Here is a 25416-nt window from a genome sequence, read left to right as displayed (position 1 = left end):
CGAAAGGTAAAGCACATAAGATTAGAAAACTGATTAATAGGTGAAGCAGAAAAAGCATACAATTGTATTTGTTGATGATGACAAGGTCCAACATATGATCAACAAGCGTGTTTTACAAAAAATGAATCTAGGTGTGAATATGGTTTTCTTCGTAAAACCTTTTGAAGCACTAGAATGGTTAGGCACGAATAATGCAGATGTTATTTTATTGGACATTAATATGCCGGAAATTGATGGGTGGGAATTTTTAAAGCGGATGGAGGCCGAAGGCATCAATGGAAACGTTAAGATGCTTACTGCATCTTTGGATCCAGGAGATGTGATAAAAAGTGAAGAGTTTAAACAGATAAGTGGTTTTTTGGTTAAGCCTTTAAAGGAAGAGAATTACATAGAACTTTTGGCCGATTAATAGTGTTGGTTGATTTTTGAAAACCATTGTAGCATTTGAATTTTAATATATCAAAAATATGGCTGAAAACCTCAAAGGAAATGATAAAGTGTTTGGTAAAAGAATAGACAAGTTTTTCATTGGGCTTGAAAGGGCATTCTTATTTCTTAAGAAATTTTTTATTGAAGTGTGGATTCCTCCTTATGAATTTAAGGAGGTAATTCGGCAATGTTACCGGATAGGGTATAACTCACTACCATTAATTTCTCTAACGGGTTTTATTGTAGGGATCGTTTTTACCAATCAGTCAAGACCTTCCCTTTCGGAGTTTGGAGCCACATCATGGTTGCCCGCATTAATTTCGATTGCAGTTGTTAGGGCCATGGGGCCTTTGGTTACCGCACTCATTGCGGCAGGTAAAGTTGGCTCGAGTATTGGAGCTGAGATTGGTTCAATGAAGGTGACCGAGCAAATTGATGCGATGGAAGTTTCTGCTACTAATCCTTTTAAGTTTCTTGTCGTAACAAGAGTGTTGGCCAGTACATTTATGATACCTGTATTGGTGTTGTACACGGATTTTGTTGCGCTTATGGGGGCTTTCTTAAATGTCCATGTCAATGAGATGGTAAGTATAAATACCTTTTTTGTTCAGGTTTTCGATTCCATTTCATTTCTCGATATCACCTCTTCAATGTTAAAATCCTTGGTTTTTGGATTTACAATTGGAATAGTTGGGTGTTACAAAGGGTATAATTCCACTAAAGGAACAGAAGGAGTAGGTAAGGCAGCTAACTCCGCTGTTGTTATGGCCATGTTTTTAATATTTATTGAAGAATTATTGTCTTTACAGATCACTAATTTCTTTAGGCAATTATAATATGAAAGATACTGTTATTCAAATAAAAGACCTTTCCAAATCCTTTGGGGATATGGATGTTCTTAAGAACGTAAATTTGGACCTCTTTAGGGGGGAGAATTTAGTAGTACTAGGTAAATCAGGAAGTGGTAAATCCGTATTGATCAAAATTATGGTTGGTTTGCTCACTCAGGATAGTGGTTCAGCCATTGTACTGGGTAAGGAAGTTAGTCAATTGAATCAGAGAAGCCTCAATGAGTTAAGGCTGAAAATTGGGTTTTCCTTTCAAGCTAGTGCCCTTTATGACAGTATGACTGTTAGAGAAAACCTTGAATTTCCCTTGGTAAGAAATGTGAAAAATCTGAGTAAAGGTGAAAAAGACAGATTGGTAGAGGAGGTATTGGAAGGTGTAGGGCTGATTCAAGCAATAAATCAGATGCCTTCGGAATTGTCAGGAGGACAAAGGAAAAGAATAGGTATAGCCCGAACACTTATCTTAAAACCAGCCATTATGCTCTATGACGAGCCTACCGCAGGATTGGACCCCATTACATGCATGGATATAAATAATCTGATCAACCAAGTGAATGAAGAGTATAAAACCACCTCTATTATTATTACGCACGATTTGACATGTGCTAAGGTGACGGGAGACAGAATGGCCGTGCTTCTTGATGGACACTTTGGGAATACTGGAAAATTTGAAGAGGTATTTGAACATGCCGTAGACGGCAGAGTAAAATCATTTTATGACTATAATTTCATCGAACAATGAGAAATGAAAATAAAAGATCCGTTACAGTTGGCATTTTTGTGTTGATAGGGATCGCAATATTGGTTGTAGGCATCCTTACCCTTGGGGCCCAACAAAAAGCCTTTGTGAAAAGTGTAAGGGTTACTGCAGTCTTTGACGATGTTGGAGGCTTACAAACTGGAAATAATGTCTGGTTTTCTGGGGTGAAAATAGGGACAGTGAAGAAAATCAATTTTTATGGAGATTCTCAGGTGGAAATTGAAATGAACATTGAATCTTCCTCTAAAGATTATATAAAAAAGAATTCTAAAGCGACCATTAGTTCGGATGGACTTATAGGGAACAAAATCATTGTGATCTATGGCGGATCAGGACAGGGGCCTTCTATCGAAGATGGAGATAAGCTGACCGCAGAAATGCCATTGGATACAGACAAGATGATGGAGACATTACAGGTAAATAACAATAACCTAGTGTCCATTACTGAAGACTTAAAAGTGCTTACCCATAAAATTTCTAGTGGAGAGGGGATAGTTGGCGCTGTTTTAACCGATAGTATGCTAGTGAAAAACTTCAGGACTGTTATGGAAAACCTAGAAAAAACGGCCCTTAATAGCAATAGAATGACTGCTGAACTGGCAAAATTCTCTAACGAATTAAACCAAAAGGGAGGTCTTGTTGATAAAATGTTGAATGATACTACGCTATTCGTAAGCTTAAAGACCACTGCTGAAAGTCTTGAAACTACTTCTGCAGAAGCGAGTAATGCAGCTAAAAACTTCAGTAAAGTCAGTGAAAACCTCAACCAAACGGACAATGCAATGGGAATGCTACTGAACGATGAGGAGTTTGCAGCTTACTTGAAAAGTACCATGAGTAGTTTGGACACAGGCAGCATAAGGATGAATGAAACATTGGAAGCCTTGCGTTATCATTGGTTTTTCCGAAAGTCATTTAGGAAAAGAGATAAGGCAGATGCTGAATCACAATAATATAGATAGGATAAAAAAGCGGAATTTGTTTCCGCTTTTTTTATGGCCCTATAATTGATTGTAATTCGGTATATTAGTATATTAGATAATATTTAAATTCGGAATAAATATCCTTTTTATTAATAAACCTACTTATTTTATGACAAAAGATCCATATAAAATCATAAAAAAACTTCCCTCAGCTCAAGGTGATCTTAATTACTGGAGTTTGAAAGAATTGCAAAAGCAAGGGCATAATATAAATAAGCTTCCCTTTTCAATTAGGGTACTTTTGGAAAATACATTAAGAAATTTTGATGATTTTGCCATTACCAAGGAAAACATTGAAACCCTGCTTAATTGGAAACCGGAACCTTCAGAAAAGGATATTCCCTACAAACCTGCAAGGGTGCTTATGCAGGATTTTACAGGAGTGCCTGCAGTGGTAGATATCGCATCCCTTCGATCAGAGGCAGTACGAAAAGGCAAGAACCCTGAAAAAATTAATCCTTTGATACCTGTAGATTTGGTAGTGGACCATTCTGTTCAGGTTGATTATTTTGGCACCAATTACTCCTACAAAAAAAATGTAGATGTTGAATATAAAAGGAATGGTGAACGTTATGAATTTTTAAAGTGGGCCCAAAAATCCTTTAATAATTTTTCAGTAGTTCCTCCGGGTATGGGGATTTGCCATCAGGTGAATCTTGAATACCTTGCTCAAGGGGTTATTGCCAGAGATGGGAATGCTTTCCCTGATACCTTAGTAGGTACAGATTCCCATACACCCATGGTGAATGGGATTGGTGTTGTTGGTTGGGGTGTAGGTGGAATTGAGGCTGAGGCAGCCATTTTAGGGCAACCTATCTACTTTATTATGCCAGAGGTGGTAGGGCTTAGGCTTACCGGTACTTTACCAATGGGGACAACCGCTACAGATATGGTACTGACCATTACAGAGCTTTTGAGGCGACAGAGTGTAGTAGGTAAATTTGTTGAAGTATTTGGCCCTGGTCTGGATGGTCTATCAGTGCCGGATAGAGCTACTATTTCCAATATGTCTCCAGAGTTTGGCTGTACGGTTACTTATTTCCCCATAGATGATCGGACATTGGACTATATGGGTAGAACGAATAGAGCCCCAGAACAAATCAAGCTTGTAGAGGACTATGCCCAAGCGAACATGCTATGGAGAGAAAATGAAGATGATATCAATTATTCATCAGTAGTTGAGTTGGATTTGGGCACTGTGGAGCCAACAGTTTCAGGACCAAAAAGACCACAAGACAAGATCCTATTAAAGGAATTTAAAGAAAAATTTGGATCTCTACTTAAGGAAGTGCACGGAAGAGAATATATCCCTATTGAAAAAAGAGAAGTGGGTAGATGGTTAGATGAAGGTGGAGGAAATCAACCAGTGGAAAGTGGGAAACAACAGCTAGATCGTGATCTTGAAATAGAGACCAAAGTAAAAAATGGATTGAAAACCGTAGGTGTCAAATTGAACAATGAAGAATTTGCGCTCTATGATGGGTCTATTGTTATTGCAGCCATTACTTCGTGTACCAACACATCCAACCCTAGTGTGATGATAGGGGCTGGTTTGATTGCCCGTAAAGCAAGAGAACGAGGGATAGATGTGAAGCCATGGGTGAAAACCTCTCTAGCGCCCGGATCTAAGGTTGTAACGGACTATCTCCATAATGCTGGGCTACTAGAAGACTTAGAAGCTTTGCGCTTTCACGTAGTCGGTTATGGTTGTACTAGCTGTATTGGTAATTCAGGGCCTTTACCTTCGCATATCGCCAAGGCAGTGGAAGAAAATGATTTGATAGTGGCATCTGTTTTATCAGGTAATAGGAACTTTGAAGCAAGGGTGCACCCTCAAGTGAAAATGAATTACCTGATGTCACCTATGCTAGTGGTAGCTTTTGCGCTTGCAGGAAGAGTGGATGTAGATCTTAATAACGAACCTTTGGGATATGATCCGAACCTTGAGCCGGTTTATCTTAAAGATCTTTGGCCTACCAATGATGAAATTTTTGAAGTGGCTAAGCGTGTGCTTTCTCCAGGTGATTATAAAAAAAGTTATGGGGAAATATTTAAAGGAAACGAACAGTGGAGCCAATTAAAAGCCCCGGAAGACAAGGTTTATCAATGGTCAGATAAATCTACCTATATTAAAGAAGCTCCATTTTTTAATGGAATTTCAGAACAGGTCCATGAGGCTAATGAAATTTCTAATGCAAGGGTCTTATTAAAGCTTGGTGATTCAATTACAACTGACCATATCTCTCCTGCAGGTTCTTTCTCTCCCAAATCACCGGCCGGTAAATATTTGCTAGATAAAGGTGTGGAGCAGGTGATGTTCAATTCCTATGGCTCCCGAAGAGGTAATGATGAGGTGATGGTAAGAGGCACATTTGCCAATGTCAGGATAAAAAATCAATTGGCCAATCAAGAGGGTGGGTATACTACGCATATGCCATCAGGAGAAGAAATGACTGTGTTTGACGCTTCCCGTAAATATATAGAAGACAATGTACCGCTATTGGTTTTGGCAGGTAAGGAATATGGTAGTGGCTCCTCGAGGGATTGGGCTGCAAAAGGCACTACGCTTTTGGGTATTAAAGGAGTGATTGCAGAAAGTTATGAAAGAATCCATAGATCTAACCTGGTTGGTATGGGAGTACTCCCAATGCAGTATGCAGCAGGCCAAACCGCCGCTTCTCTAGGTCTTACTGGTAAAGAGCAAATTTCCATTGAAGGAATAAAAGATGGATTAAAGCCTTTGAAAGTTTTAAAAGCTAAGGCTATAAGTGATGATGGTAGTGAAATAAACTTTGAAGTTGTCGCTCGCCTTGATTCTTTGATAGAAATCGAATATTATAAAAATGGAGGAATTCTTCATTATGTGCTAAGGCAATTTCTAAAAGCCTAAATTTGATAAAATAAAAAAAGCCTGTTTTTTAAAACAGGCTTTTTTTTGGTGATCCCGCTGGGGTTCGAACCCAGGACCCTAACATTAAAAGTGTTATGCTCTACCAGCTGAGCTACAGAATCGGATAATAAATCAAAAGTAACATTTTACCTTTGCTGCCATTGAAAATTTAACAATGTGATCCTGTCAGGACTCGAACCTGAAACCTACTGCTTAGAAGGCAGTTGCTCTATCCAGTTGAGCTACAGGACCTTTTTTTGTTAAAAAGAAACAAGCCTTTCGACCTGTTTCTCTGTGCTTTTTCAAAAGCTTGTGCAAATGTAAGGTAGTTTTTTTTAATTGCAAACAGATAATGGAAAATACTTTTCATTTCTTCAAAATGATTGGTGATCTTTGAAAAAAAAAGCGCCTATGATACCGGAGCATTTGCCCCCGATTGACGATTTTTATATTAAAACCTTAAGTGAGATTTCACTTAAGGAGGTGCTTTTCTGCGCCCCCGATACGCCTATTTTCAAGGCGGCTCAAATCATGAGGGATGAGAAATCCAGTTGTTTGTTTGTGGGGGACAATATTGACACAATACAAGGGGTGGTTACTGACATTACCTTACGGGACAATGTGATGGCAATAGAAAGATCCTCAAAAGATGCGGTTAAAGAAATAATGGATACCAAGCTGGTGTCTATTTCTAAAGAGTCATTGGTGTATGAAGCCTTATTGCTCATGTTTAGAACCAAAACGCGATATTTATTGGTGGAAGAGGAGGGACACTTTGTAGGCGTGACCAGTCGTAATAAGATATTGACTGTTCAATCGCTTTCTCCCTTTGTGTTTATACAATCCGTAAAACAAGCATTAGATGAAGAAGAGCTAAAAGAAAAATGGAAGCAAGTGCCGGGAATGGTGGATCAGTTAATTCAAAGAGGAGTTAGGTCTGAGATAATAAATCAAATTATATCAGCGATTGCTGATATAATTGCTTTAAGGGTGATAGAACAGGTGATAAAGAAAAAGGGTCCGCCACCTGCTAAGTTTGTTTTTTTTGTATTGGGTAGTGAAGGTCGTAAGGAGCAAACCCTTAAAACCGATCAGGACAATGCAATCATTTATGAGGACAAAGCAAATGAACATCGAGAATTGGTTCGGGATTATTTTCTTGATTTTGCTAAAACCGTATCTGATCATCTCAACGAAATTGGTTTTGATTATTGTAAAGGAGGATTTATGGCCAGCAATTCAAAATGGACCCATTCCTTGTCCCACTGGAAGAAAAATTATGAGGAATGGTTTCAGGAGTCTTCCATGGAGACCGTATTGAGCTATGGTACATTTTTTGATTGCAGACCCATTTATGGTGATTTTTCATTATTGGAAAATTTAAAATCATTTATGGATGAGCAGTTGCATTTTCCGTTGGAAAGATTTTTCTTCAATATGGCCCAAAATGCACTTCAATATGATACCCAATTGACATGGCTAAAAAATATAAAAACTTTCAAGGTTGACGAGGAGGAGGTTTTTGACATTAAACGGGCAATGACTCCTATGGTGAATGCCATGCGTCTATATGCCTTAGCCAACAGGGTTTTTGAAACCAATACAGGGAAAAGATTAGAAATTTTGACTGAGCTTAAGGTTTTTAGTGCTAGGGAATCAAAGGAACTGTACCAAGGGTATTATTATCTAATGGGATTACGTCTTGAAAAACAGGCAGGAGCCATTATTAATGAAGGAAAACCACCGTTGAATTATATAAAAATTAGCCAACTTACCCAGGTTCAATTGGTTACTATCAAAGAAATTTTTAAGGTAATCAGGGATCTCCAATTGAAGCTTAAAATCAAGTTCACTAAATCATTTTAAATTAAACAATTTTGGAATTATATAGTGGTTAACCAATAGGTAAGCCCACATAAATATTCAATACTTATTTGCTTTTTTTCTAAGGGTGAATTTTCTAAAAATGACCTTTAAATGATTTTTGGTCAAGAAAATCCGGTTGAATAAAGCTTGTTAATTTTGAACATTTTACCTTTCAGTCCGTTCCTAGGGGTACCACATTTTTATGGAAAACAAAAACCACTCATTCGGTCAAGACCCAATTGGTAAATTATTACTTCAACAAGCGCTCCCAGCAGCTGTAGGTATTTTGGTATTGTCTATCTACGGAATCGTTGATACCATCTTTGTGGGGAGATTTGTGGGGTCTTTAGGAATCGCAACAATAACGGTGGTTTTGCCAATATCATTTTTGATTTCTAGTATAGGTATGTCCATAGGGGTAGGAGGAGCCTCTATTATTTCCCGGGCTTATGGAGATGCTGATGAAGAGAAGGCTTTTCAAACTTTTGGTAATCAAATTGGAATGACCCTGACATTGGCCTTACTGTTTGTTGCCATAGGCTTTATTTTTTCTGAGGAGATTCTAAAGTTATTTGGAGGGAAGGGAGATGTACTGGCGCCTGCCCAGGATTATTTTACAATCATACTTATAGGGATTCCATTTTTAGCTTGGGCCATGATGTGCAACAATGTGATCCGCGCCGAAGGTTACCCAAAAGTAGCCATGTATACCCTAATCGTCCCTGCTGTATTTAATATTGTTTTGGACCCCATTTTCATCGTTTGGTTTGATATGGGCTTAAAGGGGGCTGCTTGGGCTACGACGATCTCCTATGTAGCAAGTGCGGGTTATTCCTTGTGGTTCTTTGTATTTGGAAAGTCTAATATGAAGATGAGCCTGCAGAGAATCAAGCCCAACTATAAAATTTCATCTGAGATAACTTCTCTCGGAGCTGTCACCTTTGCCCGGCAGGGGACGGTTAGTGTATTAGCAATTGTTTTAAACAATGAGCTTTTTAAATATGGGGGTGAATTGGGCTTATCCATGTATGGGGTTATAAGTAGGGTGATGATGTTTGCCAATTTTCCGGTTTTAGGGATTACCCAAGGCTTTGTTCCTATTGCAGGTTACAACCATGGAGCAAAACTGCAGAAACGTGTTCATGCAACCATTAAATTAGCCCTCAGGTCTGCTACAATTGTAGCGTTTTTGATTTTTGTCTTGATTTTGATTTTCACAGAGCCCTTGGTGGCCATATTTACCGCGGACCAAGACTTAATTAGGGAAAGTATCCCAGCCATGAGGAAATCATTTTTAGCTACCCCACTATTGGCATTCAGCTTAATAGGTAGCGCCTATTTTCAATCCGTAGGAAAGGCCAAACCTGCTTTATTACTTGCCCTTAGTAAACAAGGGATATTTTTAATACCACTTGTAATTATAATGCCTGCACTTTTTGGATTGGAAGGTATTTGGTATTCCTTTCCATTGGCCGATACAGGTGCTGCTATTATTTCTTATTTCTTCCTGAAAAAAGAAACCAATGCGATATAGGGACTGAACAATAGATTGTCTACCCTGCACTGAAAGGGTCTTATCATGTTACCTTATTACTATTTTAACCTCATAATAGCTTTGGCTCTTTTTTACTTTATAGAGTTTGGTATGTGCTCTTTTTCCTGTTGAGGGATGGAATTACTTTAACCCGAAATATGCAATAGATATTCTATTACGTGCTGAAATCGCTTTAAAATCAGCCACTTCGTTGCTGTTTTCAATTTCACCATAGCGGTGCTATGCTAAAACCTCCAAACCGACCGATTGTCTTGCGATTGCAACACTTCCCGTAAACACGGGACAGGCTTCACCCCTGAGTATTGTCAGGACGGAGAAATTCTATTACATAATCCGGTTTAAGAATATTAGATTTTATTCTGTTTTGCTTTGTAAAAAAGAAGCGAGTAGTGGCTAGTGGTCAGATAATGTGTCCGCCGCTCCCTGATTCAATACTTTTGCTCCAATTAAAGAATTGGACAGGTTGGGGCTTACTAGGATATAGTCAATCCGTCGTTTGTATTTTTCAAAATCTGATCTTGAAAGTTCTTTTCCCACAACATGCGTTGGGAATGAGTTTCTCTCCTCATCACTTGTATGTTTTTGCACAACATCGATCAATGGGAGTGAAAGGAATCTTGAAATTACGCTGTAGTCTATAGTGCCATCTCGTAATGTTTGATAAGCTTGAGGGCCATTTTTAACCATTCTTAAACTGTCAGAAATTTGACTTCTTTTTAAAGCGATAGGATTCTTGGTATCAAAATTCGCATCATATGGAGAATGGGCATTGAAATCTCCAAGGATCATTAATTTCTTGTCAGGATTATTGAAGATGCTTTTTTCGGTATAATCACAGATTATCTCTGCCTCTCTGCGTCTGAATTTCCAGTCGTGGGGACTTAGGTGGACAACTATAAAATCAATACCATAGGTTTCTACATGAAGCATTCCATGCCATAAGCCTCCCATCATTTTCGTTTCCAATTGAATGGGGTTCTTTGAAATTATGCCTATTGGATATCCATTTTCTTTTAGCAAAACTGAATAGTCATGGCCCAATTCCTTTGCCCAAATTTCTAGGTCTTCATCCGTGAAATCATTAAGTTCTTGAAAGCCAATTACATCAGCATCAATTTCTTTTAGCCATGTAGTCATGTTTTTCTTTCTTTCTAAATCCTTGCCCCAATCAAAGCCGTTAAGAATGTTGTAACTTAACACTTTAATGGTGTCATTTTGTGCGTTGAGCAAATGAGAAGAAAAGCAAAAGGTAAGACTGAAAAGGATTAACTTTATTTTAAGGTAGCGCATTTTATGTGTTTTATATTTGAAGATGGCCTTGTTTTTGTAAGATAACTGGAATTGGAGATTTGATCAAAATGATTTGATAATTTTTAAACTTTCAATGTCAAATGATACATTTTACCTTTTGTCAAAAATGGAAGAATTATTGTTTTAATACTTAGGAATTTTGAAATCCAATTGTTTAATTAATGAAACGCTATCAGTAATTAGCCTTACTACTGTAGGTATGGTATTAAAAGTTATCAATTTTTAATTGAGAAATATTTTTAATGTAGGTACTAAAAGTAGTGGTTATTGTTTTATCATTTACAAGTAGAAAAAGGATAATGGCAAGTAATGGATTTTTATTTATTACATGCGTATGAAGGCAAGTTTAAAAATTACCTTGATATATGTGTTAGGAGGAATTACCTGGATAATCTGGAGTAATAAAGTCGCTGATTATATTTTTTCCGATTATGGTAAGGATTCGATTGATTATATAAAGTCTGTTGATGGGGTTGTGTATGTGATTCTAACTGGAATTTTACTGTACATCTTGATTCAAAGGCAATACAAGCATCTGGGGGATAAGGTTAAAGAGCTTGAAAAGGTAAATCGAAAGCTGGAAGAAGAGCGCTTAAAATCTGAACATGCCATAAAACAATTGGACCATTTTATAATCGTTGCTTCGTATGACCTTTCCGACCCTGTCAGGCAAAGTCATGGATTTTTAGAATTGTTTATCCGCAAAAATAAAGGGAAATTGCCGCAAAATTCAATAGATTTTTTACAGCTCACATTAGATAATTTTTTAAAAATTAAGGAGGTGATATCCGATCTGGTTACATTTTCTCAACTCTCCCAAAATAAGAGAAAACCAGAAATAGTAAGTTTGGATGAAGTATTTGTTAAGGTTATTAACTTAAATTCCAAAAAACTGAAGGATGGCAATATTGAATTGAAAATCGAACCATTGCCTAATGTGATTGGAGATTACAAGCAACTTATTCAACTCTTTGATCAGCTGATTGCTAACGCCATTAAGTTCAAGGATGTTTCAAGACCTCTAAGTATTGAAATTGCTTCCTCAGTATCCGATGACTTTTGTACTGTAGAAGTTAGGGACAATGGTAGAGGGATTCTAGAAGAAAATCTTGAGAGCGTATTTTATATCCTAAAAAGATACGATTATGGATTTATCAAGCGAGGTTCAGGAATGGGTTTGGCTATATGTAAAAGAATAGCAGAAAGTTTTGGGGGTGAGATTTGGGCTAAATCAACTTTTGGGAAAGGAAGCGTGTTTTGTGTTAAGCTGAAAAGCGGCTCAGATTCTTTTTAGTCTATTTTAGCTCAAGGAAGATTAATTATTTGGTTAAGCCTTTTTCTTTTTGCCGCTGGCGCAACTGATTCATGGCCCTATTGATACAATTGACTGAAATCCTTTATACATTTTAAACATGACCTTCGGTGTGCGCGGGGTTTTTAGGTTAAGAAAAAGCCTGTATTTTGTTGATATAAAGAAAGTAATAATATCTATAAATATTTGATTGTTCTGTGTAATGAAATAAAAATAGTGTATTTTTGCTAACGAGTAATGGTGATTTCTATATATTCAAGTCAGGCTTGAAATGGTCTTATTATTTTTCTAGGTATACCATTAATGATTTTCTATGGATAAGTTGAACATACTTTTAGTCGAGGACAATGAAGGCGATGTCTTCTTAATTTCAGAAGCACTGGAGGATTTAAACTTACCTTTACAAATTAGTTTTGCAAAAGACGGAAGAGAGGCGGTTGAATTTTTAAACTCTTGTAAGAAACATGGAGTTAATCCTACTCCAGATTTGGTGCTGTTGGATATAAACCTTCCTTTCAAAAATGGTCAGGAAGTCTTGAAATTCATTAAAAATTCGGATGAATTAAGGCGCTTACCTGTGATCATGCTTACCACTTCTTCAAATCAAAAAGACATTAACGAATCCTATACCAACCATGCCAATAGCTATATTGTTAAGCCATTTGGAGCTGGGGGATACCAAGAAATTTTACGAAAGGTTCAATTATTTTGGTTGTCACTTGTTGAATTGCCTTCCAAAATATAACTGAATGATAGATTAAAAATAATTTATTGTATACAATATCAAGTAGTTATAGAACTACTCCCTAGACTTATTTTTTTTTCACCTTCTTGAGTTGATGATTGGGGCTTTTCCGGACGATCAAAGCGAGATTTTAGCATATATAAACAAATCTACTTTAGAGTTGGATAATGTGATTTTAAACATCAACAATAAGACTAGAGATATTGATTATTAATCTTTGGCCGATATTTTTTTCGAATACACATAATCGTCCATGATATAACCATTGCCTATTGGTATGATTTCCTCTTTTACCTTAATAAAACCTTGCTTTTTGTAGAAGTTTATGGCTGGGAGATTGTATTTGTTTACATTTAATGTAAGGTTTTCAAAACCTTGAGCTTTTCCGAATTCTTCCAGTTTTTTAAGTAATTCTTTCCCAAGTCCTTTGCCTTGGGCCGTGGGATGGATGTATAGTTTATGAATTTTAATATGTGATTGATTTGGAGAATGTAGTTCATAAGACATGAATCCTGAAAAAGCCTTCTCTATTTCAACAATCCAAAAAAATATTTTACCACCTTCTATTTGATGCCATAGTTCCTTGGTGCTATACATTTTATTTACCATGTATTCCAGCTGTGGAGGGCTTAATATGTCCTTAAAAGTTATGGGCCAGGTGATTTTTGCTAAGTTTTGGATCTTTGGTATGTCTTTGACTTCCGCTTTGTATATTTTAGACATGATAGGTTTAGCTTGAATAAAAATCTTGTTTAAACTTAACTTTTATTATTATAAACTCTTTGAGTGCAAGGAATGTATGGAAAAACCATGAAAGAATTGATACTGCCTTTATTCCATAGAAGAAATTTAGCCGAAATAATGGCAAAGGTATTTGATTTTGAATAAGTGATGAAATTATTTTTTAAAGAAAAAAGACAAAGCCCCCTAAAAAATATAGGAGGCTTTGTGTTAAAATCAGTAGGCTTACAATTCTTCTATAAATTGAAGCCTCTTAATTTTACTTGGGTTAACTTTCTTTTAGTATCTAGAGGAAAGTCTCCTTTCATCATCCAGTCATAATAACCAGGTTCCTCTTTTAGCACTTGAGCTATTGGCTTACCTTTTTGTTTTCCAAAATTGAAACATTCTTCTCCTTTGTCATTAAACACAAAACGGCCAGCCAGATCAACCATTTTTTCATTGATCAGGTTATGGATCTTCTTCATGTCATTTTCCATGATCCCGATCTTATTGCCCTGAAGGTCTTCAAGCTCTTCTCCCAGGTATCTTTCAACTTGGGATTTGAAGACTTCGTAGGTAGCGATGGTGTCTGCCTCTGCACTGTGTGCATTTTCTAAAGTCTTGCCACAATAAAATTTGTAGGCAGAAGATAGGTTTCTTTTTTCCATCATAAAAAAGATCTTTTGGGCATCCAAAAGGTTCCTTTTTTCAATGTCAAAATCAATACCTGCTCTCAAGAATTCCTCTACGAGTAAGGGAATGTCATATTTCAATACATTGAATCCAGCCAAATCGGCGCCCTCAAAAAAGCGATGCAATTCTTTTGCAACATCTTTGAAAGTTGGGGCATCAACGACGTCCTTGTCATAGATCCCATGAATTAATGAGGTCTCTAGAGGGATTGGAACGGTTGGGTTGATTTTTAATGTCTTTAATTCCTGAGTTGAATCAGGGAAAATTTTCAATATTGAAATTTCAACAATCCGATCAGAAGAGATGTTGATTCCTGTTGCTTCAAGATCAAAAAATGCAATGGGAGTTTTGATATTCAAATCCATTTTATTCGTAAAATTTAAGTAAAGTGAAAAATTAATAATATTAAAAACGTTAATGGAAAGCCACTGCACAATACAGTGAATCAAATGATTTTGATAGGTGATACTTTTCTGGGTAATTTGATACAAATATAGTGATTTTCTTAAGAAAAAAGTTTCGTTCTTTTTTGATTGCGTTTGGCTTTAACTTCTATTTATTTCTTTGATAATGAGTAAGGATGGGAAATTATAATTTGTCTAAAGCTTTGATCTACAAATTCTCCAGGGTTTTATTGGAGGTTTCTTGGTTGAAAAAAAATCATCCGATGCTTGCCCGTTTTTAACCATTAATTCAGTGCGCTAAGCCATATTATCAGTTTTGGTGTTTTTATAAGTGGTGTTCATTATTTATCCCTTGTACAGATGCTATCTTTTTTATTGTGAAACTTGAATCAGCAATAATTTGCTATTTAAGTTGTGATTTTAGAATGGTACGATTTATGAGATTGATAAATCCTTAACCGTTACTTTCTCAAGTTGGGATGGAACTAAAAACCTGCGAATGTGGATAAGTTTATTACAGCTTTGAAGATTATTTGATTTTAGGATGAGCCCATGCGTATAAAAAGGTAACTAGTAGCACTCCTGGTGATAAAAGTGGGACAGGTTTTTATGGAGAAATTAACACATTAAGAATTGTTATAATACTTAATTGGTTGTTTAAGTAGCTGTTATAAAATTGTGGATAAGATAGTGCATAAAATGTTTAAAACCTTTGATTTTAATAGGGTACTTTTGTTAATATGTCAGACAACAATAGCAATAGATCAGAACGCAAGGTAAATATCAGGAGGCGGCCTAATGAATCCATTTCTGCCTTGGGGAAATTGCCTCCTCAAGCCATTGAAATTGAGGAAGCGGTTTTAGGTGCTTTAATGCTTGAAAAGGACGCTTTGACAGCTGTTGTAGACATTTTGTCACCACAAAGTTTTTATAAAGATGCCCATAGCTTGATATATGAGGCGATTCTTGATCTTTTTAATGCAGGTGAACCTATAGACTTACTTACGGTTGTTAATCAACTTAGGAAAAATGGAAGTCTGGAATTGGCAGGAGGAGTGATTTTTATTACAGAGCTTACTTCTAAGGTTTCCTCCGCTTCTAATATTGAATACCATGCTAGGATTATCACCGAGCAGGCGATGAAACGTGATATGATTAAGATCTCTTCAGAAATTCAAAGGGAGGCATTTGAAGATACTACAGATGTTTTCGAATTATTGGACAAAATGGAACAGTCCTTATTTGAAATTTCTGAAAACAATATCAAGAAAAATTACGTGGACATGCGTTCAATTATGCGGGAAGCCATCACTGAACTTGAAGGGAAAAAAGGTCAGAAGGATGGGCTTACAGGTGTTCCTTCTGGGTTTACGGCCCTCGATAGGGTGACTTCCGGGTGGCAAAAGTCTGACCTTGTAATTATTGCGGCAAGACCTGCCATGGGTAAAACGGCCTTCGTTCTTTCTGTGCTTCGTAATGCTGCCGTAGATCATGATAGACCGGTTGCTATCTTCTCCCTTGAAATGTCTTCAATTCAGCTGGTCAATCGATTGATTAGTTCAGAGGCTGAATTGGATTCTGAGAAAATAAAGAAGGGGAATCTAGCTGATTACGAATGGCAGCAATTAATTCATAAAACAGGAAAGTTAACTTCTGCACCTTTTTTCGTAGATGATACTCCGGCCTTATCTATATTGGAATTGAGAGCCAAATGTCGAAGGCTAAAAGCTCAGAATGATATCCAAATGATAGTTATTGATTACCTTCAATTGATGTCCGGTGATAGTAAGGGCGGCAATGGAGGTAACCGTGAGCAAGAAATATCAAGTATCTCCAGGGCTTTGAAAAAAATCGCCAAAGAATTGAGTGTGCCAGTAATTGCACTTTCGCAGTTGTCAAGGGCAGTGGAAACACGTGGGGGAGATAAAAGACCTCAATTGTCGGATTTAAGAGAGTCTGGAGCCATAGAACAAGATGCTGATATTGTAATGTTCTTGTATCGTCCCGAGTATTATGGCATTACCGAAGACGAAGATGGTAATAATACCGCAGGTGTAGGAGAGGTGATTATTGCCAAACATAGAAATGGGTCGCTCGAAAATGTCAAGCTAAGGTTTATCGGTAAATACACGAAATTTACAGATTTGGAAATCAATGTACCATACCAACAGCCTCAGGAAGCGCTTTATGGTAGCCGTTTTCCTAGCGGTGCTGGTGGAAAAGGTTTTGATGAGGAAGGAATGGTAAGGATGGGGAGCAAGGCTAACGGTGATCAAAGTGGAGAAAATCCATTCCCAGGTGGGAATGAACCGGCTCCATTTTAAGCATTAGGCCTTAGTAGGAGATGATAGTGCTTAAATTGGGTTTGAGGTAATACAATGCTTTTAATCATTTTCAAATTGAAAATTTAAATAAGCATTTTCTAATTCCTTTTTAGCATGTAAATTGTTTTGAGTTTTAGCTAATTCTATACCTTCAGAAAAGATTTTATCCGCTTTTTGCAAATCTTCCTCGTTTGCAAAAAACAAAGCAGCGTGATAATAAGTAGGTAGATAGTCTTTATGTTCTATTAATAGTTTGTTAAAATAAAAAGAAGCCTTTTCTTTGTCTTGATTTTGGTATTCCAAAGCCAAAGCATAAAGGTTAAAAGGGTTTTTGGGTTCTTTTTCTATGTAATTCAGGAGTTCTGTTACCCTGTCAAGATGTTTCATGCTAATGGAATTAAGTTGCTTAATCGTTTTATTTTAATGACAAATTTAAATAAAAATTCATGAAAATATTGGTTTGTATCACGCATGTACCTGATACCACTTCAAAGATTCAATTTACAGACAACAATACCCAATTGGACAAAAGTGGAGTACAATTTATTATAGGTCCTTATGATGACTACGCATTGGCGCGGGCAGTGGAGTTAAAAGCTGAAAGCAATGGGAGCATTACAGTTCTCAATGTTGGAGAAGCAGAGACCGAGCCTACTCTTCGCAAGGCCTTGGCAATAGGTGCGGATGAGGCTGTAAGGATTAATGCATTTCCTAAAGATGCCTTCTTTGTAGCCAAACAGATTGCAAATTTCTCAAAGGACAAAGGTTTTGATTTAATTCTTATGGGTAGAGAATCCATTGATTTTAATGGAGGAATGGTTCATGGAATGGTTGGCGAATTACTAGGCATGCCTTCCCTTTCTCCAGTAATGAAATTGGAAGTTGAAGGCGGTAAAGGTAAATTGTCAAGAGAAATAGAAGGTGGTAAAGAATTTATTGAGGTAGACTTGCCTTTTATTGCTGGATGCCAGGAGCCTATTGCTGAGTGGAAAATACCTAATATGCGTGGAATCATGTCTGCGAGAACTAAGCCACTTACAGTAAGTGAACCCGTTGGCGATGAATCCCGAACAGCAGTAAATTCTTATGAAATGCCACCGGCCAAAGGAGCTGTTAAACTCGTTGATAACGTGGATCAATTGGTTGATCTATTGAAAAATGATGCCAAAATTCTTTAAACAAAATTAGCATGTCAATATTAGTATATATAGAACAAGATCAGGGCAAAATAAAAAGTTCTTCTTTGGAAGCGGTTTCTTATGCTGCTGGTCTTGCCGAAATGCAAGGAGCAAAAGTTAGCGTTTTAGGCGTAGGAACGATTGATAGCGAAGAATGGAATCAGGTTTGTTCCGCCGGAGCTAATGAGATTTTTCATTTGCAAGACGAACGTTTGAATCAAGGTGTGATTTTAGCTCAGGCAGATGCAATTGCCCAAGTTTTTAATAAGGTTGGCGCTGCTACATTGGTATTGGCTAAATCTTCATTGGGAGATGCTGTAGCTGCAAGATTGGCGGTTAAGCTAGAAGCTGGCCTCGTTACCAATGTGGTTGAATTGCCCAACTTGACCAATGGATTTGTTGTTAAGAGGAGCATTTTTACTGGTAAGGCTTTTGCTGAAACTGCTATAAGTGCGGAAAAGAAGATTCTTGCCATCAAAAAGAATAGCTACACCATAAAGACAGATGGAGCAGAGGTGAAAGTAGAGCCATTGGATTTAACCATTGGAGATGAGAATTTTTCGGCCAAAATTACTGGCGCAGAAAAGGCAGAAGGAGAAATCTTATTACCGGAAGCAGACATAGTAGTATCTGGTGGAAGAGGACTGAAAGGACCTGAAAATTGGGGCATGATAGAGGAACTTGCAGATAGTTTGCATGCTGCAAAAGGCTGTTCCAAGCCAGTCTCTGACTTAGGATGGCGACCACATCATGAACATGTTGGCCAAACCGGTGTAAAAGTGGCTCCTACCTTGTATATTGCCATTGGGATATCAGGAGCAATTCAACACCTTGCAGGAGTAAATGCTTCAAAGTATATTGTAGTCATAAATAATGATCCGGAAGCACCTTTCTTTAAGGCTGCTGATTATGGAATTGTAGGTGATGCTTTTGATGTGGTTCCAAAATTGACACAAGCAATTAAAGCATTAAAATAATTAATCGTGGACAATACAGTTGAGTTAGAAATCCTGGGGCTATCTTCCAATAGCACACAATCTGGTTCCTTTACCTTGGTTCTGGGGGAATCAGAAGGTAAACGTAAGTTGCCTATCGTTATTGGAATGTTTGAAGCCCAGGCCATTGCTATTGAAATAGAGAAAATAATACCCAACAGACCAATGACCCATGATCTGTTCAAGTCATTTTCTTCCAATTTTCAATTTTCAATAGATCATATTCTGATTTCGGATATGAGAGAAGGCGTATTTTATGCCAAGATCATGTGCCAAAATTCATTCAAGAAAGTAGAAATTGACGCCAGACCATCTGATGCTATCGCAATAGCGGTAAGGTTTGATGCACCTATTTATTGTGCCAATTCAGTTATGTCTGAAGCCGCCATTGAGTTTACTGAGGAGGATGAAAAAAGAGAACAGGAAGCTTCAGGGGTTACCAAATCAGGTAAAGGTAAACCTGGTGAACGTGGTAAATCTCAGGAAGCCTCACTTAAGGATTTTAGTTTAGACAAACTTAACCAAATGCTTGAAAAAGCTATTGGAAATGAAGATTATGAAAAAGCTGCCAGGTTAAGAGATGAGATCAATCGAAGGAATTGATCTCATCACTATATTTTAGACAACTTTGTAATATTTAATTTTAGGCCTACCAGCTTTTGAAGGTCTTAGTATTAAATTAGAGAGATATCCATTCATAAAAGGTGCATAAAACATCAAATTTTCTAAAGCTATTTTGATCGTATGCTTATAAGAGCCATTTTGAATCCTATAACGAAATCCAGGATATAAAAAACACATGCTTGAATGGACTATATAAGAGGATTTTTAGGGATTTTAGTTCTGGTTATTTTTGCCAGTATTTTTTCTTCAAACAGAAAACTTATTGACTGGAGATTGGTCAGTATAGGGATATTGTTACAGGTAGTTTTCGGTGTGTTGATTACTAAAGTCGGATTTGTAGCTACTATTTTCTCTAATGTTAGTGCAGGTTTTGTTAAGTTTTTAAGTTTCTCTGAAGAAGGGGCACAGTTTATATTTGGGGAACTTGCAACCAACTCCTTCGGCTTTATTTTTGCTTTTCAAGTTTTACCAACCATCATCTTCTTCTCAACAGTTTCCGCAGGCTTGTATTACCTAGGGGTTTTGCAAAAAGTTGTTTTTGGTATTGCTTGGATAATGTCCCGAACCATGAGGCTTTCAGGCCCTGAAAGTTTGTCAGCAGCTGGCAATATCTTTCTTGGTCAGACAGAAGCACCCTTGCTTGTTAAACCTTTTATTCCCACCATGTCTAGGTCAGAATTGATGTGTCTGATGACAGGAGGCATGGCTACTATAGCTGGAGGGGTATTGGCAGGGTATGTGGCTTTCCTTGGAGGAGATGATCCTGTTGAAAAAACTCGCTTTGCTACCTACTTGTTGGGAGCGAGTATAATGAATGCTCCTGCAGCAATTGTCATTTCAAAGATTATAATTCCAGAAGAGAAAAACAGGAAATTAGATGAACATTTGGATATAAGCAGTGAGGTTCCTGACGTAAACCTAATAGACGCCATGTCTAGAGGGGCTTCTGAAGGTCTAAGGCTAGCCCTTAATGTAGGTGCAATGCTGCTTGCTTTTATAGCTGTAATCGCAGCTTTGAATTATTTGTTATCAGGAATAATTGGCGAGTTTCTTGGCTTAAACACACTTGTTGTTAATAGTACCAATGGTACCTTTTCGGGTTTTTCATTGGAGTATTTGTTAGGGCAGGTTTTTAGGCTTTTTGCCTGGATAATAGGTGTCGAGTGGAAAGATACCCTTGCGGTAGGATCTTTGTTAGGTCAAAAAACTGTAATCAATGAATTTGTAGCTTATTTAGGCTTGGCAGATATGAAAGAGGCAGGCACACTTTCTCCAAAATCAATTGTTATCGCTACTTATGCCCTTTGTGGGTTTTCTAACTTCAGTTCCATAGCGATTCAAGTGGGAGGAATAGGGAGTATAGCACCCGGGCAACAGGGGAATCTATCAAGATTAGGGATGCGGGCCTTGTTGGCCGCTACCATAGCTTGTTTAATGACCGCCACCATTGCCGGGGCACTTTTTTAGTCTTGCGACCAAACTCAATTAATAAGTCAATTGAAAAGCCTATTCGGCGATTACAATTTTAAGGATTTTATCTCCTTGTTTGATTTGGTCAATAATTTCTAATCCTTCAGTCACTTTTCCAAAACATGTATGATTTCTATCCAAGTGTTGGGTATTGTCTCTGTTGTGGCAGATGAAAAATTGGGAACCACCAGTATTTCTACCAGCATGTGCCATGGAAAGAACACCTTTGTCATGGTATTGTAGCTCACCATCTAGTTCACAGTCAATTGTATATCCAGGTCCACCAGTTCCATTTCCTTTTGGACAACCACCTTGTATCATAAAATTAGGTATAACACGGTGAAAGCTAAGGCCATCGTAAAATCCCTTATTAGCTAAATCAATAAAATTTGCCACTGCCTTTGGTGCATCTTGATCGTAAAAATCAACTTTCATTATGCCCTTGTCGGTATGAATTTCTCCTGTTTTCATGAAGCTATAGTTTGTTTTTTTTGCAATAATACAGAAATTATGGTAGTATCAAGCAATATTTAAGGCCTTTAGCATTAAAGGAACAAAATTTTAAAACGTTTTTAAATAATTCGCTTTTGGAAAAAGATGATCAATTTTTAGGTAAGCACAATGCCCCTAATAAGATTTTGGAAAATGAAGGGTCACAGTTGTTTGGGCACCCTAAAGGTTTAATGACCCTTTTCTTTACCGAGATGTGGGAAAGATTTAGCTACTACGGGATGCGGGCTTTGCTTATTTTATTTATGACTGCCCCTATAGCCACCGGAGGGCTTGGTTTTAATGACCAAACTTCAGGAGCAATTTATGGTTTGTACTCAATGGCGGTTTACCTTCTTGCACTTCCAGGTGGATGGATCGCAGATCGGATTATAGGGCTTAAAAAATCTGTCTGGTATGGTGGGATTATCATTACCCTAGGTCATTTTACTATGGCCCTACCAGGCTTGTTGGCCTTAATAACAGGAGATCATGGTGCTAAAGGGGCGCTGACAGGGGTAGATCTGTATTCTTTTTTTATGGGATTGATCCTAATAGTGATAGGTACCGGCTTATTAAAGCCAAATATTAGTTCTATTGTAGGGCAATTGTATCCAGAAAACAGTTCAAAGAGAGATGCTGGCTTTTCTATCTTTTATATGGGAATTAATGTAGGTGCTTTTATTGCTCCAATTGCCTGCAGTACATTGGCTATATATGATTGGCATTTGGGTTTTGGATTGGCTGGATTTGGGATGCTGATGGGCTTAATCCAATACAAGTTAACTGGGAAATACTTATCAGGGGTAGGAAATCCAATAGTGCCAACAAATAAAAAGGAAAAAGGCGAGAGGAATAATTTGGTTAAAGGGGTATGGGTTGCAATGCTGCTTATAGCCATAGTCCTTGCGTTATTTTTTCTAGAGATTTTATCGATTGATCCAGTTGCGATTGCAGCTGTATCAAATACGGTGATAGCAATAGTGGCTTTATTGTTCTTCTTGTATGTTCTGTTCCTTGGTGGGTTAAACAGAGACGAAAAGAAAAAAGTATTGGTAGTGATGATTTTATTTGTATTTTCATCCATTTTCTGGTCAGGATTTGAACAAGCAGGATCCTCATTGAACCTATTTGCTGAAAGATTTACGGATAGAGTCATTTTAGGATGGGAAGTGCCAGCAGGTTACTTTCAATCTATAAATAGTATTTTTATTATAATGTTTGCGCCTTTTTTTGGTGCCATGTGGGTAGCACTTGCTAAGAGAAATTTGGAGCCTAGTTCACCACTTAAATTTGCTTTTGGTTTGGTCCTTTTGGGTATAGGGTTTTTAGTTATGTATTTTGCTGCAAAGATTGCTGCTTCAGGGGATATGGCTGCTCCTTCTTGGCTGGTGATTACTTATTTGTTTCATACTTTTGGAGAGCTTAGCCTTAGTCCTGTGGGCTTAAGTTTGACTACCAAGTTGGCACCAAAGAAGTTTGTAGGTCAAATGATGGGAATGTGGTTTTTGTCTATAGCTATGGGTAGTCTTATTGCGGGGAGGATTGCTGGAGGAGCCAGTGGGGGTACAGAGGAGGCTTTGGCCCAAATGCCGAGCCAATATATGCTTATAGTTTATACTGCAGTAGGTGCAGGCATAGTATTGATGCTAGTGGCTAAACCAATACGAAGATTAATGGGGAATGTACATTGACCTATATGAATACACCTTAGTACCATTTGGAGTTCTTGTTTCGCAAAAAAGACAAGAGCGAAAGTTAATGAATAAGGGATTTAGCGCTAGCGAAATAAAAAAAATATAATGACAAAAGAGAAAATAAAAAATGCCGGTAAATTTTTACCGGCATTTTTTATTAGTCTTTTTTGCTGTCTTTTTTAAATACAGTACTTCTGAAGTCAACAGCAGTAATACCTGCTCCTAAACCAACCAAAATGGCAACGATCAACCAGAAAGTCTGAGCCCCTGATGCTATAGGAGCGCTAAATATATCTAATAACATGATAAAGTGGTTTTAAATGTCAAATTTGCTTGCAATTTAGCATTCATAAGGGGGAATACAAAGCATATTTTTAAAAAGCACCAATATCTTAAATATGGATTACATTATAGCCTTTCTTGACTTTAGGAGAAAGGGCGGAAATACCAATAAATTCAGGCTGACAGTAGGTTTTAGTTAGGTACTATTGTGATTTCTTTTTTCGAAGTAATGAAGTGGCTTGCTGCGAAGCCATTTCATTAGTTGATAGATTTTCTAGTTTGCGTTAAAGCATTTCTCTTTACATGCTTGGTTAGGTAAAATAGGGCAAGTGAATTAATCAAAATCGTCATCTTCATCAAAGACATCGTCGAAACTTTCGTCCTCGTCGAAGTCTTTTAAATCCATTGCAAAATCTTCCTCGTCTTCGTCTAAAAATACATCATCTTCTCTGTTGTATTTTTCATCATCGTAATCGTCCGAAAACTCATTTTCAAATTCGTCTTCAAAATCCTCATTCATAGGTGTATGTGATTGAAATAAAACAATAAAAACGATGCTAAATAATGAAAAAATAACCAATTCTCAATACACTTAAAAAAATAAATTTTAGATTTTAAATTGGCTTGGTTTTAACTCATTGAACAATATTATTTATTTTGATCTTGGTCAGTTGAATATATGTGGGGTAAAGGTCCAAATCGTGATCTGTGGCTCCGCTGAGCAGCTAAATTAAGTGATATTTGGTTTTGTAAGCATTTGAATTACTTTTAAATATAACTGGCTCTGTAAGATCTATTGGTGAAGTAGGGCTTGATTTTACTAAAAATAATGTGTAATTGATGTAAAGTGCTTCTCTTTAATACTCTTAATGTTGGATTTTACGATCAAATTTTCCACCACCGAAGATAAGCTTGATATATTGTTTTATTAAAGGTTTAGTAAGATAGTTTTTTACCTTATCGTATTGTTTGGCCTTTGAAATGTCTGTTTCATCAATGGAGCTACTTAGAATGTATATTTCTGGATTTTTCTTGACAGGCTTAAACATTTCTAAAAAGTCCCATCCATTTATCTCAGGCATATTGATGTCTAGAAATAAATAATCAGGCCTGATATTATTAATGTCCTTTAGCGCATCAGTAGCATTATTGAATGAAAAAACCTTGAATGGTTCCAAAATATTTTTTGAAATCAGTTTTTCGGTAACGAAAATGCTTACTGGGTCATCATCTATTAAAACTATCTTTATCATTTAATTACAAAAAACAGATGGTAAAACGCATTTATTATATTATAAAAATAGTAAAAATTATTTCATTAATAGAATAAAATCGTGTTTTTAATGTGTTTGTTTTCAATAAATTAACTTTTTAGACTTCTTTTGTAATTCTTTTTAATTTTTGTAAGTTGAAATAATATTCTGTTTGGTCTAATTGTGTCCATAATGTATTCTGTTTTATAAGGTTTTATCATGTTGTTTGTGCTTTGCAGAAGTTTTTCTATAGGATTTTTCAAGCATGTTTTGAGATAGTAATTTATACTAATGCAATTCCTTTTATTTTTGAGAGCGTTTTCTAATAAGTTTTATATACAGTCCTTAATCATTTTTAATTAATTCCTATTTATCTATTATTCAATTGTTAATTGAAATTATACAGATGGGGTTTATGAGGTGGTTAAGAAATGTTGTAAGTGAATGAAAATCAGATTTTTTTTGAGTTTCTCAATGAAACACTCAGGATCAAGCTAAAAATTACAATAAGGCATTGATTTTTAAGTGATTCCGCTGACAGATCGAATTGTTGTCCCCGCTATGGAGAAGAATGATAGGTTGATA

General features: G+C 36.8%; 23 protein-coding genes and 2 tRNA genes. 15 read left to right on the top strand and 10 right to left on the bottom strand.

Annotation, left to right across the window (positions count from 1 at the left end; all coding sequences use genetic code 11):
- The first annotated feature begins 40 nt into the window (after window positions 1–40).
- From AC13EX_RS08195 to acnA, 5 genes are all read left to right on the top strand, one after another.
- A complete protein-coding gene (locus AC13EX_RS08195; RefSeq protein ID WP_084011589.1) occupies window positions 41–409 on the top strand; it encodes a response regulator in 369 nt (122 codons plus the stop codon).
- Window positions 410–467: 58 nt separating this feature from the next.
- Window positions 468–1265 (top strand): MlaE family ABC transporter permease, encoded by a 798-nt coding sequence (locus AC13EX_RS08190; protein WP_048640236.1) that lies wholly within the window; start codon window positions 468–470, stop codon window positions 1263–1265.
- A 1-nt stretch (window position 1266) separates the two neighbouring features.
- The gene (locus AC13EX_RS08185) at window positions 1267–2019 is read left to right on the top strand and encodes an ABC transporter ATP-binding protein (protein ID WP_482892274.1); all 753 of its coding nucleotides are present in this window, start codon (window positions 1267–1269) and stop codon (window positions 2017–2019) included.
- Entirely contained in the window at window positions 2016–2990 is a 975-nt protein-coding gene (locus AC13EX_RS08180) for an MlaD family protein (RefSeq protein ID WP_048640234.1), read from the top strand. The genes AC13EX_RS08185 and AC13EX_RS08180 overlap by 4 nt, the downstream gene beginning before the upstream one ends.
- A 139-nt stretch (window positions 2991–3129) precedes the next feature.
- On the top strand, window positions 3130–5910 hold the full coding sequence (gene acnA / locus AC13EX_RS08175; protein WP_482892273.1) for an aconitate hydratase AcnA: 2781 nt from the start codon (window positions 3130–3132) through the stop codon (window positions 5908–5910).
- Window positions 5911–5956: 46 nt separating this feature from the next.
- Here acnA and AC13EX_RS08170 read toward each other — a convergent pair.
- Both AC13EX_RS08170 and AC13EX_RS08165 read right to left on the bottom strand, forming a co-directional pair.
- Window positions 5957–6032, bottom strand: a tRNA-Lys gene (locus tag AC13EX_RS08170).
- A gap of 56 nt (window positions 6033–6088) precedes the next feature.
- Window positions 6089–6162 (bottom strand) — tRNA-Arg (locus AC13EX_RS08165).
- A 141-nt stretch (window positions 6163–6303) separates the two neighbouring features.
- Here AC13EX_RS08165 and AC13EX_RS08160 point away from each other — a divergent pair.
- Both AC13EX_RS08160 and AC13EX_RS08155 read left to right on the top strand, forming a co-directional pair.
- The gene (locus AC13EX_RS08160) at window positions 6304–7776 is read left to right on the top strand and encodes a DUF294 nucleotidyltransferase-like domain-containing protein (RefSeq protein ID WP_482892272.1); all 1473 of its coding nucleotides are present in this window, start codon (window positions 6304–6306) and stop codon (window positions 7774–7776) included.
- 202 nt (window positions 7777–7978) lie between these two features.
- Window positions 7979–9310, top strand: a complete 1332-nt coding sequence (locus AC13EX_RS08155; RefSeq protein WP_482892271.1) for an MATE family efflux transporter — start codon at window positions 7979–7981, stop codon at window positions 9308–9310.
- 414 nt (window positions 9311–9724) lie between these two features.
- Here the strand turns inward: AC13EX_RS08155 and AC13EX_RS08150 are convergent, their stop codons facing one another.
- Window positions 9725–10621, bottom strand: a complete 897-nt coding sequence (locus AC13EX_RS08150; protein WP_482892270.1) for an endonuclease/exonuclease/phosphatase family protein — start codon at window positions 10619–10621, stop codon at window positions 9725–9727.
- 355 nt (window positions 10622–10976) lie between these two features.
- On the opposite strand from AC13EX_RS08150, the gene AC13EX_RS08145 reads away from it, so the two are divergent.
- Both AC13EX_RS08145 and AC13EX_RS08140 read left to right on the top strand, forming a co-directional pair.
- Entirely contained in the window at window positions 10977–11936 is a 960-nt protein-coding gene (locus tag AC13EX_RS08145; protein ID WP_048640229.1) for a sensor histidine kinase, read from the top strand.
- Window positions 11937–12267: 331 nt separating this feature from the next.
- A complete protein-coding gene (locus AC13EX_RS08140; protein ID WP_048640228.1) occupies window positions 12268–12699 on the top strand; it encodes a response regulator in 432 nt (143 codons plus the stop codon).
- Window positions 12700–12909: 210 nt separating this feature from the next.
- Here the strand turns inward: AC13EX_RS08140 and AC13EX_RS08135 are convergent, their stop codons facing one another.
- Window positions 12910–13422 (bottom strand): GNAT family N-acetyltransferase, encoded by a 513-nt coding sequence (locus AC13EX_RS08135; protein WP_482892269.1) that lies wholly within the window; start codon window positions 13420–13422, stop codon window positions 12910–12912.
- Between the two features lie 254 nt (window positions 13423–13676).
- Window positions 13677–14480 (bottom strand): 3'-5' exonuclease, encoded by an 804-nt coding sequence (locus AC13EX_RS08130; protein ID WP_048640226.1) that lies wholly within the window; start codon window positions 14478–14480, stop codon window positions 13677–13679.
- A 779-nt stretch (window positions 14481–15259) separates the two neighbouring features.
- Here AC13EX_RS08130 and dnaB point away from each other — a divergent pair.
- A complete protein-coding gene (dnaB, locus tag AC13EX_RS08125) occupies window positions 15260–16843 on the top strand; it encodes a replicative DNA helicase (RefSeq protein ID WP_048640225.1) in 1584 nt (527 codons plus the stop codon).
- 60 nt (window positions 16844–16903) lie between these two features.
- Here the strand turns inward: dnaB and AC13EX_RS08120 are convergent, their stop codons facing one another.
- On the bottom strand, window positions 16904–17230 hold the full coding sequence (locus AC13EX_RS08120) for a hypothetical protein (protein ID WP_048640224.1): 327 nt from the start codon (window positions 17228–17230) through the stop codon (window positions 16904–16906).
- Between the two features lie 59 nt (window positions 17231–17289).
- On the opposite strand from AC13EX_RS08120, the gene AC13EX_RS08115 reads away from it, so the two are divergent.
- From AC13EX_RS08115 to AC13EX_RS08100, 4 genes are all read left to right on the top strand, one after another.
- On the top strand, window positions 17290–18021 hold the full coding sequence (locus AC13EX_RS08115) for an electron transfer flavoprotein subunit beta/FixA family protein (RefSeq protein WP_048640223.1): 732 nt from the start codon (window positions 17290–17292) through the stop codon (window positions 18019–18021).
- Between the two features lie 11 nt (window positions 18022–18032).
- Complete coding sequence (locus tag AC13EX_RS08110) at window positions 18033–18998, top strand: electron transfer flavoprotein subunit alpha/FixB family protein (RefSeq protein WP_482892268.1); 966 nt, start codon at window positions 18033–18035, stop codon at window positions 18996–18998.
- A 6-nt stretch (window positions 18999–19004) separates the two neighbouring features.
- Window positions 19005–19619: a bifunctional nuclease family protein gene (locus tag AC13EX_RS08105; RefSeq protein ID WP_048640221.1), complete on the top strand. Its 615-nt coding sequence runs from the start codon at window positions 19005–19007 to the stop codon at window positions 19617–19619.
- A 204-nt stretch (window positions 19620–19823) separates the two neighbouring features.
- Window positions 19824–21107 carry a NupC/NupG family nucleoside CNT transporter gene (locus tag AC13EX_RS08100; RefSeq protein ID WP_482892266.1) on the top strand — a complete coding sequence of 428 codons (1284 nt, stop codon included), beginning with the start codon at window positions 19824–19826 and terminating at the stop codon, window positions 21105–21107.
- Window positions 21108–21146: 39 nt separating this feature from the next.
- On the opposite strand, the gene AC13EX_RS08095 is transcribed toward AC13EX_RS08100, so the two are convergent.
- Window positions 21147–21581: a peptidylprolyl isomerase gene (locus tag AC13EX_RS08095; RefSeq protein WP_048640219.1), complete on the bottom strand. Its 435-nt coding sequence runs from the start codon at window positions 21579–21581 to the stop codon at window positions 21147–21149.
- A gap of 116 nt (window positions 21582–21697) precedes the next feature.
- Between AC13EX_RS08095 and AC13EX_RS08090 the strand changes: the two genes are divergently transcribed.
- Window positions 21698–23293 (top strand): peptide MFS transporter, encoded by a 1596-nt coding sequence (locus AC13EX_RS08090; RefSeq protein WP_482892265.1) that lies wholly within the window; start codon window positions 21698–21700, stop codon window positions 23291–23293.
- 160 nt (window positions 23294–23453) lie between these two features.
- Here AC13EX_RS08090 and AC13EX_RS08085 read toward each other — a convergent pair whose 3' ends face one another.
- The 3 genes from AC13EX_RS08085 to AC13EX_RS08075 form a co-directional block, all read right to left on the bottom strand.
- Entirely contained in the window at window positions 23454–23600 is a 147-nt protein-coding gene (locus tag AC13EX_RS08085; RefSeq protein ID WP_169786454.1) for a hypothetical protein, read from the bottom strand.
- A 312-nt stretch (window positions 23601–23912) separates the two neighbouring features.
- A complete protein-coding gene (locus AC13EX_RS08080; RefSeq protein ID WP_048640217.1) occupies window positions 23913–24098 on the bottom strand; it encodes a hypothetical protein in 186 nt (61 codons plus the stop codon).
- A gap of 346 nt (window positions 24099–24444) precedes the next feature.
- Window positions 24445–24831, bottom strand: a complete 387-nt coding sequence (locus AC13EX_RS08075; RefSeq protein WP_339717301.1) for a response regulator — start codon at window positions 24829–24831, stop codon at window positions 24445–24447.
- Between the last annotated feature and the right edge of the window lie 585 nt (window positions 24832–25416).

It is taken from the genome of Cyclobacterium sp. L-R (genome assembly GCF_056859355.1).
This window is presented reverse-complemented; position numbering and strand designations above follow the sequence as displayed.